The organism is Streptomyces sp. TS71-3 (assembly GCF_018327685.1).
Classification (GTDB): Bacteria; Actinomycetota; Actinomycetes; order Streptomycetales; family Streptomycetaceae; genus Streptomyces.
In genome coordinates this window covers 4,056,467-4,069,545 of sequence record NZ_BNEL01000001.1, presented here as the reverse complement: position 1 = coordinate 4,069,545, position 13,079 = coordinate 4,056,467, and the positions used below count along the sequence as shown (strand labels likewise).

At 73.7% G+C, this 13,079-nt stretch carries 9 protein-coding genes and 1 pseudogene; 4 read left to right on the top strand and 6 right to left on the bottom strand.

From position 1 onward, the window contains the following. Positions 1-46: 46 nt before the first annotated feature. Positions 47-1,126 carry an amidinotransferase gene (locus Sm713_RS16365; RefSeq protein WP_249416329.1) on the top strand — a complete coding sequence of 360 codons (1,080 nt, stop codon included), beginning with the start codon at positions 47-49 and terminating at the stop codon, positions 1,124-1,126. Further along, positions 1,126-2,472, top strand: coding sequence for an alanine racemase (locus Sm713_RS16360; RefSeq protein WP_212910342.1), 1,347 nt, complete (start codon positions 1,126-1,128; stop codon positions 2,470-2,472). The genes Sm713_RS16365 and Sm713_RS16360 overlap by 1 nt, the downstream gene beginning before the upstream one ends. Here the strand turns inward: Sm713_RS16360 and Sm713_RS16355 are convergent. The 3 genes from Sm713_RS16355 to Sm713_RS16345 form a co-directional block, all read right to left on the bottom strand. Beyond that, positions 2,421-3,713 carry an MFS transporter gene (locus Sm713_RS16355; RefSeq protein ID WP_212910341.1) on the bottom strand — a complete coding sequence of 431 codons (1,293 nt, stop codon included), beginning with the start codon at positions 3,711-3,713 and terminating at the stop codon, positions 2,421-2,423. The two genes, Sm713_RS16360 and Sm713_RS16355, sit on opposite strands and share 52 nt — an antisense overlap. After that, on the bottom strand, positions 3,710-4,381 hold the full coding sequence (locus tag Sm713_RS16350; protein WP_212910340.1) for a methylated-DNA--[protein]-cysteine S-methyltransferase: 672 nt from the start codon (positions 4,379-4,381) through the stop codon (positions 3,710-3,712). Before Sm713_RS16350 ends, Sm713_RS16355 begins: the two co-directional genes overlap by 4 nt. 196 nt (positions 4,382-4,577) lie before the next feature. After that, complete coding sequence (locus tag Sm713_RS16345; RefSeq protein ID WP_212910339.1) at positions 4,578-6,317, bottom strand: DNA-3-methyladenine glycosylase 2 family protein; 1,740 nt, start codon at positions 6,315-6,317, stop codon at positions 4,578-4,580. A 303-nt stretch (positions 6,318-6,620) separates the two neighbouring features. Here Sm713_RS16345 and Sm713_RS16340 point away from each other — a divergent pair, with 303 nt between their 5' ends. After that, on the top strand, positions 6,621-7,805 hold the full coding sequence (locus Sm713_RS16340) for a nitric oxide synthase oxygenase (RefSeq protein WP_249416328.1): 1,185 nt from the start codon (positions 6,621-6,623) through the stop codon (positions 7,803-7,805). 143 nt (positions 7,806-7,948) lie between these two features. Here the strand turns inward: Sm713_RS16340 and Sm713_RS16335 are convergent, their stop codons facing one another. Both Sm713_RS16335 and Sm713_RS16330 read right to left on the bottom strand, forming a co-directional pair. Further along, entirely contained in the window at positions 7,949-8,974 is a 1,026-nt protein-coding gene (locus Sm713_RS16335; RefSeq protein ID WP_212910338.1) for a GNAT family N-acetyltransferase, read from the bottom strand. 101 nt (positions 8,975-9,075) lie between these two features. Continuing rightward, positions 9,076-10,017: pseudogene (locus Sm713_RS16330) on the bottom strand (DNA-3-methyladenine glycosylase); the annotation flags it as partial. Between the two features lie 232 nt (positions 10,018-10,249). On the opposite strand from Sm713_RS16330, the gene Sm713_RS16325 reads away from it, so the two are divergent. Then, positions 10,250-10,729: a DUF2690 domain-containing protein gene (locus Sm713_RS16325; RefSeq protein ID WP_212910337.1), complete on the top strand. Its 480-nt coding sequence runs from the start codon at positions 10,250-10,252 to the stop codon at positions 10,727-10,729. 128 nt (positions 10,730-10,857) lie between these two features. On the opposite strand, the gene Sm713_RS16320 is transcribed toward Sm713_RS16325, so the two are convergent. Next, positions 10,858-13,026: a ricin-type beta-trefoil lectin domain protein gene (locus Sm713_RS16320; RefSeq protein WP_212910336.1), complete on the bottom strand. Its 2,169-nt coding sequence runs from the start codon at positions 13,024-13,026 to the stop codon at positions 10,858-10,860. Between the last annotated feature and the right edge of the window lie 53 nt (positions 13,027-13,079).

Genomic DNA, 13,079 nt, shown 5'->3' with positions numbered 1-13,079 from the left:
TGCGACCCGGGAGACCGGATGCGACCCGAGAGAAGGAGCGGTGCCCGTGAACGCCGTGGTGTCGACGTACAACGAATGGGATCCCCTGGAGGAGGTCGTCGTCGGCCGGGTCGAGGGGGCCATGACGTCCTCGTGGGACGTGCTCGACCGGATCACCGTGCCGCCGTCCTCCTGGGCGAGGATCACCGCCGCGCCCGGCGTCCGGGGCGGGCCGGTGCCGCCGGACGTGGTGGAGAAGGCGGAGAAGGGCCTTCAGGAGTTCATCGGGATCCTTGAGGAGGCGCATGTCACCGTGCGCCGCCCCGATCCGCCGGACTTCTCCCGGCCGTTCGCCACGCCGGGCTGGTCGGTGGCGAACGGCATGTCGGTGGCGAACCCCCGTGACCTGCTGCTCGTCGTCGGGGACGAGTTCATCGAGGTGCCGATGGCGGACCGGAACCGCTACTTCGAGGTGTGGCCGTACCGGAGCCTGCTCACCGAGTACTTCCGGGCCGGCGCCCGCTGGACGGCGGCCCCGAAGCCGCGGCTGGCGGACGACCAGTACCAGCCCGGCTACGAGGTGCCGCCCTGGTCCGAGGACATGGAGTTCTTCGTGACGGAGGCGGAGCCCGTCTTCGACGCGGCGGACGTCATGCGCTGCGGCCGGGACCTGTTCATGGAGCGCAGCCACGTCACCAACCGCCTCGGCGTCGAGTGGCTCAGGCGGCACCTCGGCCCGGAGTACCGCGTCCACGAGATCGTCTCCCGCTATCCGAGGGCGATGCACATCGACACCTCCCTGCTGCCGCTCGCGCCGGGCAGGGTGCTGGTCAACCCGGAGTTCCTCGACCCGGACTCCCTGCCGGAGGCGCTGCGGTCCTGGGACGTCCTGATCCCGCCGGAGCCGGTGATCACCCCGGTCATGGAGCAGGGCCTGATGAGCCGGTGGAGCAGCGTGAACGTCCTGATGCTCGACCCGGAGCACGTGGTGGTGGAGCGGTCGCAGACGCCGCTGATGAAGGCGTTCGAGAGCTGGGGCTTCGAGCCGGTGCCGTGCTCCTTCGAGCACTACACCGTCTTCGGCGGCTCGTTCCACTGCGCCACCCTGGACATCCGGCGCAGGGGCGGCCTGGAGTCGTACTTCTGATGGCGGGCCGGCTCCCTGGGGGCGCCCCGGACCCGGCGGGCGGTCCGGTGCCGGTGCCGTGGCCCGCCCAGCAGTGGGCGGCCGGCGCCCCGCGTCCCGCGCTGCCCGCCCGGGCGGTGCCGGACGCGGTCGCCGACCGGGTGCGCGCGCTGTTCGCGTCCACGGCGGACGAGCCGGTGTGCACCTACGTCTACCGGCCGGAGGCGGCGCGCCGCCGGGCGGCCGCGCTGCGCGCGCGGCTGCCCGGCTGGGCGGAGGTGTACTACGCGGTGAAGGCGAACTCCTACCTGCCGGTGCTCGCGGCCCTCGCCCCGGCCGTCGACGGCTTCGACGTCGCCTCGTCGGCCGAGGCGGACGCCGCGCTGGCCGCGAGCGGCGGGGCCGCCCGGATGATCGTCACCGGGCCCGGCAAGTCGGACCGGCTGCTGGCGGCCGCGGTCCGGGCGGGCGCCGAGTTCATCAGCGTCGAGAGCGAGTTCGAACTGCACCGGGTGGACCTCGCCGCCCGCCGCGCGGGGCGCCGGGTGCCGGTGGTGCTGCGCGTGAACTCCGCGTCGGGCCCGCTGGACGGAGCCCTGCGGATGGACGGCCGCGCCACCCAGTTCGGCGTCGGGGAGGACCGGATCGCGGCGGTCGCCGCCACCGCGCGGCGGCTGACCGGCGTCGTCCCGGTCGGCTACCACTTCCATGTGGTGTCCGGGAACCTCGACGCCGACCGGCACGCCGACCACGTCGCCTCCCGGCTGCGCTGGGCCGTCGCGGCGGCCGAGGAGCACCACGTCGAGCTGCGCGTGGTGGACGTGGGCGGCGGTCTCGGCGTGCCGGCGGTGGGCGGCGCGCCCTTCGACCTCGAACGGTTCGCGGACCGGCTCCGTGCCACTCCCCCGCCGCCCGGTGTGCGGGTGGTGTTCGAGCCCGGCCGCTGGCTGGTCGCGGAGTGCGGCTGGTACGCGGCGCCGGTCACCGATCTCAAGCGGGTGGCCGGCGAGTGGTTCGCCGTCCTGGGCGGCGGCATCAACCACTTCATGCTGCCGGCGCTGCTGGAGGTCGCGGTGGAGGCGGCCGTGCTGCCCGTCGAGCGGTGGCCGTATCCCTGCCGCCGCCCGGAGCTGCGCGAGACGCCCGTCTCGCTGGCCGGCCCGCTGTGCACCCCCGAGGACATCCTGGCCAGGGGGCTCACCGCGGACCGGCTGCGCGTCGGGGACGCCCTGGTGTTCCCCATGGCGGGCGCGTACGGCTGGGAGTTCGCCGTGCGCGGCTTCCTGGGCCACCCGGCGGCGCGGCGGGTGACCGCTCACCCCACCTCGGTGCGCTCCTCGGGGACCGTGCCGGCCAGGGGCGCCTGACGGTCCTGACCCGAGTACCGCAGCAGCCACAGCCCGGGCAGCCCGGCGAACGCCACCATCACCACCGCCGTCCAGCCGAGCCCGCCGAGCACCAGCACCGGTGCGGCGATCGCGGAGCCCAGCGGCGAGGTGCCCTGCATGAGGGTGCGCAGCGCGGCGAACGCCCGGCCGTGCATCTCGGGCGGGATGCGGCGCATCCGCAGGGACTGCGCCCACACCGTCATCGGCGCGCTCAGCATGCCCACGCAGAAGAACCCGGCCCCGACCAGGACGGCCTGCGGCGCGGCGAGCACGGCGAGGAACCCCAGCGCCGCACCCATCTGGCAGAGCGCGATTCGGCGCACGGACCCGCGGCCCGCGCGCCCGCCGGCGATCGACGCGCCCACCAGCTCGCCGGCGGCGAGCGTCGCCGTCAGCGCGCCGAGCGAGAACACCCCGCCCAGCTCGTTCCTGGCGAGCCAGGGGGCGACGACGAGCAGCAGCATGCCGTCGGCGATGTTGAACGCCATGAACGCGGCCGTGGTGGCGACGATCACCTTGTCCCGGCCGACCACCCGCACGGACACCTTCGCGGCGGGCGTGCTCGGGACGCCCTCGGCGGTCGTGGCGGCCTCGGCGGTCGTGGCGGCCTCGGCGGCCTTCGCGGCCTTGGCGGGCGGTGCCAGCGGGCGCCGTACGGTCGCCACGGCCGCGGCGAAGAAGAGGTAGGTGACGGCGTCGACGAGCAGGACGTTGGGGGCGCCCATCACGCCGACGAGCACGCCGGCGAGCGCCGGGCCGACCACGGTGGCGACGCTGAAGCTGAGCGACTCCATGGCATTCGCGGTGTCCAGCTCGGACTCGCCGACGAGTTGCGGGATGGCCGCGGGGAACCCGGCCAGCGGCACCATCTTCAGCAGCCCGTAGACGGCGGCGACGACGAACGGAAGCGCTGTCGGCACGTCCCCGAGGGCGGCGGCGAGCGGCACCGATGCCACGCACACCCCTCGGAACACGCTGTCCACGATCAGCACCGTGCGCTTGTCGAACCGGTCGAGCAGCGGCCCGACGGCGAGCCCGCCGAGCACCACGGGCGCGGTGAAGCACACCCCGAGCAGGCTGAGCTGCCCGGTGCCGCCCTTGTCCAGGACCAGCCAGCTCAGCGCCAGCAGCGTCATCCCGTCGCCGAGCAGCGAGACGGACGCGCCGAACCAGACCCGGCCGAAGTCCCCGGATCCCAGCAGCCGCAGATACGCCCTCACAGGTCACGCCCCTTCCGGCGGGTGGTGGTGTCCGCGGCGGCGTAGGGGCTGCCGGCGTCAGGAACGGCCACGTCGGGAACGGTGACGGGGCCGGCGGGGACGGCAGGCGCTGCCGGGGCGGCCGGCTGGGCGTGGGCGGCCGGCCCGAGGGCCGCCGGCGCGGGAGCCGACGGGAGCAGCCCGCCCTTCTCGTGGTCGAGCAGCCACTGCTTGACGTCCAGTCCGTAGTAGTAGCCGCCCAGGCTGCCGTCCGTGCGCCGGATCCGGTGGCAGGGGACGATCAGCGGGACGAGGTTGGAGGCGCAGGCCGCGCCCGCCGCCCGCGCCGCACCGGGCCGGCCGGCACGCTCGGCCAGCTCGCGGTAGCTGACGGACGTGCCGGGCTCGACGCGGCGCATCTCCCGCCAGGCGGCCTGGCGGAAGTCGTTGCCGAACTGGACGACGGGCAGCTCGTCCAGGGCACGCACGGAACCGTCGAAGTAGGCCCGCACCGCGGACAGGTAGGGCTCCGGGGTGTCGCGGACGCGCGGCGAGCCGTGCCGGTACGGCGGGGGCAGCTCCGCCAGCAGCGACGCCGGGTCGTCGGTGAACCCGGCGGCGACGATGCCGCCGTCCAGGGTGATCATGCTGAACGGGCCGAGCGGGGTCGGCGCCGTCACGGTGTCCATCTAGGGCGTGCCTTTCGAGCGGGGAACACTTCGGACGGGACGGGGAGATATCGGCCCAGGGGGCGTGCGGGGAGCGACCCGCGAACGGGGGGGATGAGACGGGCGGACGGGTCGGGGCGCGGGGTCGCGGGCGGACGGCGTGCGGATGGCCGGTGGTGCCCCGCCCGGGTCATCCGGTGCCGGGTCGAGCCGGTGGTCAGCGCCGCTCCCCGTCTGCCGGCGGCCGGGTGGCGGCGTGCAGGTGCATGACGGCGTAGGAGCGCCAGGGGCGCCAACGCTGGGCGTGCTCGTCCAGGTCGCGGGGGTGGACGGGGGGTCCGGGCGCGGAGCCCGGTACGTCGGGCGCGGAGCCCGGCGCCTCGGGCAGGGAGCGGACGGCCGCCTGGAGAGCCGGGTCGGCGGCGTCGAAGGCGTCCGGGTCGCCCAGGACGTGCATGGCGATCCGCTGGACGGTCCAGGGTTCGACGCCGGGCAGTCCGAGCAGCGCGGCGACCTCCGCCTCGCGGTCGGCGTCCCGCGCCAGGGACAGCTTCTCGTCGGCCGCGGCGGTCGCGAGGGCGCGCACGGCGTCGCATGCGGCGAGCGCTTCCGGGACGGGTTCGAGCGGGCCGCCCTGGGGCGGTGTGCCGGGGGCCGGCTCGGCCGGGACCGGATCGGCCGAGTCCGGATGGGCGGCGACCGGCTCGGCGGGGGGCTCCGCGGGGACTTCGGCGAGCGTCCGCCCCGCTTCCGCGAGGGCGCCGGCCAGGTCGGCCTCGGCCAGTGCCGCGGGGGTCGGGAACAGGATGGCGGGTGCGCCGTCCGGCGCCGTCAGGGGCTCGCCGTGGCGGGCGGCGAGCCAGCCGCAGAGCTGCCGGGCGCCGGGGCCCGGCAGGTACTGCTCGGCCAGCAGCCGGACCGCAAGCTCGAAGCCGTCGGCACAGCCCGGCACGCGCAGGCCCGGCCTCGCCCGCACGAGCGGGCCGAGCCAGGGGGCCCCTGACAGCGCTTCGGCGACGGCGGCCGGGTCGGAGTCGAGGTCGAGGAGGTCGCGGCAGCGCCGGACGGCGGCGGTCACATCGCGCAGGTCCGTCAGCCACAGGCGCACGGTCACCTGCTGCTGTTTCGCGTCGCGGTCGGCGCGGCAGCCGGTGAGGTCCAGCTCGGCCCGGCCGCTGCCGCGCGGCAGCCGCAGGGTCCGGCGGAGCAGGTGGTCGCCGACCTCCTCCACACCGGGCAGCGCCCTGACCCGGAACCAGTCGAGCAGCGCGGAGGCCGCGAGCGGGGGGCGGTAGCGCAGCCGGAGCGCGAGCGGCCCGGCCACCGCCCCGGGCGCCCTCTCGGCCCCCGGCCCACCGGACCGGGCCCCCGAGACGGCGCGCTGCGCGCCACCCGCCGTCCCCCTGGCCCTGCGCAGCTCCCGCGGCGAGCAGCCGAAGGCGGCGCGGAACCCGTCGTTGAACTGGCGGATGCTGGAGTACCCGGCCGCGAAGGCGACGTCGAGCAGCGGCAGCGAGCTGGACTCGATCAGCAGCCTGGCCACCTGGTTGCGGCGGTTCAGGGCGAGGGCGAGCGGGCCCACGCCGACCTCCGCGACGAGCTGGCGGTGCAGGTGGCGCTCGCTCACGGCGAGCTGCCGTGCGACCCCCGCGACGCCCATCTCGTCCACCGCCCCGCCCGCGATCAGCCGCAGCGCTCTGGCGACCAGGTCGCCGCGGACGTTCCACTCGGGCGAGGAGGGGTGGGCCTCCGGGCGGCAGCGGCGGCAGGCCCGGAACCCGGCCGCCTCGGCGGCGGCGGCGATCCGGAAGAAGCGCACGTTCTCCCGCTTCGGCGTGCGCGAGCCGCACACCGGGCGGCAGTAGACGCCCGTGGTCGTGACCGCCACGTAGAAGGTCCCGTCGAACCGGGCGTCTCTGCTGGCCATGGCCCTGTAGTAGGTGTCGAAATCCAGCACTCCGACATTCTTACGGCATTTCCCCCTCCGCGTCTGGCGGGAATCGGACGTGATGATGCGGGGTTCCGGTACGGCATGACCGCGGCAGAGCTGGGCAATTAAAATCATCGGGGCCCAACTCGCTTCAGGATGTGCTCCGGATGCGTCTCCAGGCGCCTTCCAGCCGTGCTCCGGACGCTCTCCGGATCTGCTCCGGATGTGCTCGGGGATGTCCCGTGTCGCCCCGCGACCCGGCCGAAAGGCCGTAGTGACGATGTCCGATGACAGAAATCCGATGACAAGCCGTCAGGGGGAGGCGGGAATATGCGTCCGGGTAATTCCGTGGCCATGGCCGACGCCGGAGAGGCGGAGGCGTTCCTCCGCCAGTACCACCGCGAAATCGGCCGGGCCGACCTGCTGTATCCCCGGCTCGCCGAAGTGCGCCGGGAGATCGGCGAGACGGGTTCGTACACGCACACGCCCGAGGAACTCGCCTTCGGCGCGCGGGTGGCGTGGCGGAACTCCGCCCGCTGCATCGGACGCCTCTACTGGCAGAGCCTCCAGGTCCGCGACCGCAGGCACCTCACGGACGCCGCCGACGTGGCCGCCGAGTGCGTCGCCCACCTGCGCACCGCCACGAACGGCGGCCGGATCCGGCCCGTCATCACCGTCTTCGCCCCGGACGACGCGGCCGGTCCGCCCGTGCTGATCTGGAACGAACAACTCGTCAGGTACGCCGGCCACCTCAGGTTCGAGGGCGGCTACACCGGCGACCCGCGCGGCTACGGGCTCGCCGAACTCGCCACCCGCCTCGGCTGGCGGCCCTCCGGCGGGCCGTTCGACGTGCTGCCCCTGGTCGTCGAGGCCAGGCACGAGGGCCCCCGGCTGTTCGAGATCCCCCGCGAGGAGGTGCTCGAAGTCCCGATCACGCACCCGTCCCTCGACTGGTTCGCCGACCTGGCCCTGCGCTGGCACGCCGTGCCCGCGATCTCCAACATGCGGCTGCGCGTCGGCGGGATCTCCTACTCGGCGGCGCCGTTCAACGGCTGGTACATGGGCACGGAGATCGGCGTCCGCAACCTCTGCGACGCCGACCGCTACGACATCCTGCCCGAGGTGGGCCGCCGCCTCGGCCTGGACACCTCCTGTGACCGCACGCTCTGGCGGGACCACGCCCTGGTCGAGGTCAACCGCGCGGTCCTGCACTCCTTCGACGGCGCGGGCGTGACGATCGCCGACCACCACACGGAGTCCGCCCGGTTCCTGAAGCACCTGGCCAGGGAGGAGTTGGCGGGCCGGTCCTGCCCGGCCGACTGGTCGTGGATCGTGCCGCCCATGTCCGGCGCGCTCACGCCGGTCTTCCACCGCTACTACGACGAGGGCCGCCCGAGCCCCGACTTCCACCTCGACGAGGCCGCCCGGCTGCGCGCCGAGGGCGTCGGACCGCAGCGGGACCCCCGCATCGGCACCCGTACGCCGGCGCGCAGGTGCCCGGTGGCGCACGGCTGAGTGCGGGGCGCCCGGTGGGCCGGGCGGCGCCGGCGAGTGACGGCGAGAGCGAGTGCACGGCGCACATGGCGCGCGGCGCACACGGAGCCACCGCCAGGGCTCCGTGCGGCGGCTCCCCGTTCGGCTCCGGGCCGCGGGCCCGCTCAGCCCCGGGCCGCCGGCTCCACCACCATCCCCGACAGGAACGCCGCGGAGAACTGCTGGACGTCGACCCGGGAGTCGATGACGAGGCGGGCCCGCAGGGGGTGGCGCGCCGGGCGGCCCCGCACCGTGCCGGAGCCCGCGCTCCCGGCCCCGCTTCCGTCACCGCTCCCCGCGCCGTTCCCGGAGGCGGGACCCGTGGCGAGCCCCGTGCCGTCCGCGTACTCGAGCATCAGGGCAGGTGCCGACAGCGCGTCCAGCGACAGCACCAGGTCGGCCTCGTCCCAGGCGTGGGGATCGGAGAAGTCCTGGGAGGCGACGGCCGTGAAGCCCATCCGGCTCTTGAAGGTGAACAGGCCCGCCTGGGCGAGGTGGCCGTACAGGTTCGGGTCGTCGCCGAGGGACGCCCACGCGTACCCCTTCTCCCGGGCCACCTGCATGGCGGTGCAGTACACGGCCCGCGGGTAACTCGCCCTCCGCGCCGGCTCGGTGACAGCGGACCAGCGGACGCGGATCGCGCTCTCGTCGGGGCTCTCCAGCGCGAGGCAGCCGCCGACGAGTTCGTCACCGCGGTGGAGGAACACCCCGAAGTACTTCTCCGGGCCCTGGAGGATGGCCGTGCTGAACCGCCGCGCGAACGCCACGCCGTACCGCATCGCGGAGACCTGCGCCTCGTAGAGGTCGAGGAACCGGTGCAGGCTGTCCGCGGACACCCGGTCCTCCACGGTCTCCCGGACGCCCTCGGCCGCCATCCGCCGCCGCGCCCGGTGGACGTACTGGCGGCTCTTGTGCGGAATTCCGGCGAGAAAGGCGTCCTCGGAGGCCCCGAGGCGGGCCACCCAGGTGAGGGTGGCGGGTTTTCGAACGAATCCGCGGCGGGCCAGTTCGCCCCACACCTCCGGGGGCGGATTCGTCATCCGCACCACGGGGACCGGGCGGTCGAGAAGGGTCCAGGGGGCGGGATCGCGGTCGAGATCCGCGGGTTCGATGGCCGCCACGGTTAATCCGAAGTCGTCGACGATTTCCATGGGTTCCTGGAGTTCCTCTCCCTGCGCAGCGAAAACGCCCCGGACGGAGCGTGGGCATTCTCCCAGCGGCGGTCGCCGATTTCCCGGCTGTGGGCGGAATTTCAGCCGGGCGTGGCAGCGGGCGCCGGCTCGGGCAGCCGGTTGATCGGGTGATCGTCGACCGCCCACAGGTACTGCACGGCATACGCGCGCCACGGCTGCCAGGCCGCCGCCCGCCGGATCAGCGCGGCGGGCGTACCGGGCAGCCCCAGCGCCCTGGCGGCCAGCCGGACGCCGAGGTCGGTCGCGACGAAGGCGTCCGGGTCGCCCAGCCCGCGCATCGCGATCATCTCGACCGTCCAGGGCCCGACGCCGGGCAGCGCGGCGAGGGCCACCCGTGCCTGCCGGGTGTCCCCGCCGGGGATGAGGGCGACGTCGCCGAAGGCCAGCGCGGAGACGAGGGCGAGGAGGGTGTCGCGGCGCGACCGCGGCATGGCGAGCCCGTCCGGGTCGAGCTTCAGCAGCGCCGCCGGCTGGGGGAACAGCCGGGTCAGGCCGCCGTGCGGATCGTCCACGGGCTCGCCGTGCTTCGCGGCGAGACGGCCCGCGAGGGTGCGCGCGGCGGCGGTGGAGACCTGCTGCCCGAGGACGGCCCGTACGGCGAACTCGGCCGGGTCGCTCGTCCGCGGCACCCGGCGCCCGGGGTGCGCCGCGACGAGGGGCGCGAGCAACGGGTCCGCGCGCAGGTGCCCGTCGACGCCCACCGGGTCGGCGTCGAGGTCGAGCATCCAGCGGCACAGCCGCACGGCCTCGGGGAGGTCTCCCCCGTCGCCGAGCTCCAGCTCGCATCCGACGTACCCGTCCATGGGCCGGAGCGAGACGATTCCGGGCCCGCGCGGCAGCCGCAGCGTCCGCCGGTAGGCCCCGTCCCGCCACTCCTCCACGCCGGGCGTCGCGGTGGCCGCGAGATGCCCGAAGAGATTGTCGGGGCAGAGGGGTCCCCGGTACTCCAACCGCACGGAAGCGAACATGGCCCGAGTATCCGGCGTCGGCGCCGGCCGGGAGCCGCAAGTGGACATGTTCACCCTTGTGTCGTGATCACACACCTCTCTCCATGATGCGGTTCTTCAGGTCGAATCAGGACCGAATCGCGTCAATACGCCCTGCACGCAGGCAAAGCCGGCCGCTCCGGGGTAGGTCAGGGGCCTCGACGGAACCCTCCCCGGCTGTGGCGGGAGGGTGGCAGGAGGAAGGGGCATGCCGGTAGGTGAACGGCTTCGGCAAGCCGGTACCTGGTTGTCCAGGAACAGCGGGAACGCACTGATCGTGGTCGTCGTCGGGGCCGTCGCCACGGGTGCGGTGACCCTCGCGACGACGAAGCTGACGCAGGAGGAGAAGCCGCCCACGTGTCCCGGGCAGGCGTGCGACGGCCGGAACCCGGAGGACGAGGGGTGCGGCAGCGACGCCGCCGGCTGGAAGCCCGCCACGGGCAACCCGGTGGAGCTGGAGGTCCGCTACAGCGTCCGCTGCGGGGCGGCGTGGGGCCGGATCAACAAGGGAGAGCCCGGCGACCGGTTGACCGCCCGCGCGGTCGGCGGCCCGGTGCGGGAGGCGACGATCAACTACGGCGACGACCAGTTCACCCGCATGGTGGCCATCGCGGATCCGAAGGACTTCCGGATCGAGGTGTGCGCGCTTCCCACGTCCAAGCCGGACCGCAAGACGACCTGGGAGCGGTACTGCATCCACGCCACGGAGACGACCGTCTTCCGCTGAGAGCGGCCGGGCGCGGCGTTCCGGCGCGGTCGAATCCCGAACAGGACCTCGACAGACGGTGCGGACACGGCACTGCCGCCCGCACGGGAGGGTACGGGCGGCAGTCCGGTGGTGCGTGGCGGTGCCGGTTACGGCCCCGTGACCAGGTACGTCACCTGGTGCGAGGAGTTGGCCGCCGCACCGGTGTTGTTGATGACGTGGCTGATGGTGCCGGTGCCACCCAGCGACACCGTCACCAGGTCGTGGAACCGCACTCCCGAGGTGACGGGCACCTCGAAGGAGTGCGCCTCGACGACGCTGGGGTTGGCGTTGAAGAAGGCGTAGCTGCCCAGGCCCCAGGCCTCGTGGCTGGTGACGCCGGCTCCCACCTTGTAGGCGGGGTAGCCCTGGGTGCTCCCGTTCATCCAGGCAGACTGGTCGGGCGGGTCGTAGGGCAGCTCGTTCTGGAAGAAGTACGTGCGCCCGCCGTTGCCGTTCCAGGTGACCTGCGTCTTCTGGTAGTGCTCGACGAACAGCCCGTACGCGGTGACGTCGTCGCCGTTGACGATCAGCCCGTTGTCGGCGGTGTTGCTGGTCCAGCCGACGCCGCTGCCGTGGTCGGCCCGCCACAGCCACAGATGGTCGGCCAGCACGTCGTCGCTGTTGATGACGACGCTCTGGGTGGCCTTGCCGACGCCCGCGCCGCCGACGCGCACGAAGAAGTCGCTGAGCGTCGTCGGGTCGGCCGAGTGGTCGGCCGAGGAGCCGTCCTGACCGATCCTCACGAGCAGGTTCGAGTTGGTGGTGCCCGCGTCGACGAGCAGCCCGGCCAGCTTGATCCCGTCCACGTCGGCCGTCGAGATCGCGGTCACGCCGTTGTCCGGCACCAGCGTCGCGAGGCCGAGGCCCAGCACCACGGTGTCGGGCCTGGTCACGTTCAGCGTCTGGCTCAGGTGGTAGACACCTGGCGTGAACAGCAGGTTCTTGCCCGCCGCGAGCTGGGCGTTGATGGTGGCGGCACTGGCGCCCGGCTTGACGACGTAGAACTGGTCGAGCGGCAGCGAGCTGCCCGCCGGGGTCTTGCCGTTCCAGGTGGTGCCGGAGCTGTTCGACTGGACCGCGGGCACGAAGACCTGGTAGTCCCCGGCGTCGTCGACGTAGAGGAACGGCTTCTCGCGGGTCTTCGGGGCGGAGCCGACCGTCGTGTATGTCGGGCTCGGGAAGCTCTGCGCCGGTGCGCCCTTGGCGCCGACGAAGACCTGGTTCCAGTTGGAGCCCGTCCAGCTGCCGATCTCGGAGTTCCGGGTCAGCCACTGCTGCTGGCTGCCGGAGTTGATCTGCCCGTCGACCTTGGTGTCCGAGATGAAGCCGCCGCTCGACCAGCCGCCGTCGTCGAGCACGAGGTTGCCCTTGACGTGCATGCGGCGGTAGGGAGCCGCCTGGGAGACCGCCCAGCGGTCCGTGCCGGAGCTCGGCCGCACGGACAGGTTCTCCGCCTCGCGCCAGAAGTTCTGGGTGGCGTTGCCGTCGAACCAGTCGGCCTCCGCGTGCACGGCGCCGTTGATCGTCACGTCGTCGGGGCTCATGCCGAGGCCGGCGACCTGGGTGAAGAAGCCGACGTTGGCGTCCACATTGTAGGTGCCCGGCTTGAACAGCAGCGCGTAGCGCTGGCTGCCGAACTGGTTGGTCTCCTGCTGCGCGAAGACGGAGTTCAGCTTCGCCTGGATCGTCGAGGCCGACATCGAGGGGTCGAAGATCGCGACGTTCGGGCCCAGGTCGGGGTCGTCACCGCTGGGCGGCGGGGTGGTGTCGCCCGCGCCGGGGAAGTTCCACTTCTGGTTGGCGGTCCCCGCGCAGTCCCAGAGCTGGAGCCGGGCGCCGTCGGCGTTGTTGTTGTCCTTGATGTCCAGGCACTTGCCCGACGCGGTGTTCACCAGGTCGTGCCCGGAGGTGTACTGCCACTTCTGGCTGGCGACGCTGCCGTAGCACGTCCACAGGTGCACCGCGGAGCCGTTGCCGGTGCCGCCGTTCACGACGTCGAGGCACTTGCCGAGGGCGGTGAGGCTCCCGTCGGAGTTCTGCGTCCAGGTCTGGTTGGGGCCGCCGTTGCAGCTCCACGTCTGCGCGGGCGTGCCGTCGGCCGTGGAACCGTTGGTGACGTCCAGGCACTTGCCGTTGCCCTGGTTGGAGATCTCGCTGGCCGCGGCGGCGGCGGTACCGCCGCCGACCGCGCCGAGCAGCCCCGCGGCGAGGAACACCGCCGAGGCGAGCGCGGTGGGGGGAGCGAGGCGTCTTCGGCGGCGTGCTGCCAAGGTCATAGCGGGCTCATTTCTGCTCGGAAGCGGTGGGGACCGCCGCCCGAGGTGGTGGG

What these genes read in the sequence shown, in the direction of transcription:
- Sm713_RS16360 (WP_212910342.1), top strand. Translation starts at nt 1,126, where the DNA reads ATGGCGGGCCGGCTCCCTGGGGGCGCCCCGGACCCGGCGGGCGGTCCG.
- Sm713_RS16350 (WP_212910340.1), bottom strand. Translation starts at nt 4,381, where the DNA reads ATGGACACCGTGACGGCGCCGACCCCGCTCGGCCCGTTCAGCATGATC.
- Sm713_RS16340 (WP_249416328.1), top strand. Translation starts at nt 6,621, where the DNA reads ATGCGTCCGGGTAATTCCGTGGCCATGGCCGACGCCGGAGAGGCGGAG.
- Sm713_RS16335 (WP_212910338.1), bottom strand. Translation starts at nt 8,974, where the DNA reads ATGGAAATCGTCGACGACTTCGGATTAACCGTGGCGGCCATCGAACCC.
- Sm713_RS16320 (WP_212910336.1), bottom strand. Translation starts at nt 13,026, where the DNA reads ATGACCTTGGCAGCACGCCGCCGAAGACGCCTCGCTCCCCCCACCGCG.